Source organism: Xanthomonas sp. SHU 166 (genome assembly GCF_000364685.1).
Taxonomy (GTDB): Bacteria; Pseudomonadota; Gammaproteobacteria; order Xanthomonadales; family Xanthomonadaceae; genus Xanthomonas_A; species Xanthomonas_A sontii.
Map to the genome: position 1 here is coordinate 1 of NZ_AQOJ01000765.1, position 528 is coordinate 528.

The following is a 528-nucleotide window of genomic DNA, read 5'->3' on the forward strand; positions in this document are numbered from 1 at the left end:
GGCGCGGCGGTGCGCTGGCACGCAGCAGCGAACAGCGACAGCGCGACGACGGCGGACAGGCGCAACGCTTTCCTCATTGCGTGGCGCCCGCGGTCTTGTTGATGGAATGGATGAAGGCCAGCAGCTTCTCGGTATCGCCCGGCTTGAGCACGGGACCGAACGGCGGCATCTGCCCGACCACCTTCTCGTGGCCGATCCGGGTCTTGCCGTGCGCGGTCATGCCGGCGGTGCCTTCGGTGATCAGCGTACGCAAGGTGTCGTCGTCGCTGCCGTACACCCAGATGTCGTTGGTCAGCGGCGGACACATGCCGCCACCACCGGTGCCGCCGTGGCAGGCGGTGCAGCCGGCGGAGTTGAACAGCGCCTTGCCTTCGGCGACCAGCTCCGGGGTGACCTTGACCGGCGGTCCCTTCGGAATCGGCGTCACCGCCGCAGCGGGGGCCGGTGCGGCGGCAGGAGCGGCGGCGGGCGCGGTCGCCGCCGGCGCAGAGGCCGGTGCAGGCGCCGGCGCCGCAGCCGGCTCGGGTG

Annotated in this window: 1 protein-coding gene; it reads right to left on the reverse strand. The window is 72.2% G+C overall.

From position 1 onward, the window contains the following. Nucleotides 1-73: 73 nt before the first annotated feature. A partial coding sequence (locus tag D180_RS17795) for a c-type cytochrome (protein WP_043091282.1) occupies nt 74-528 on the reverse strand: 455 nt, incomplete at its 5' end.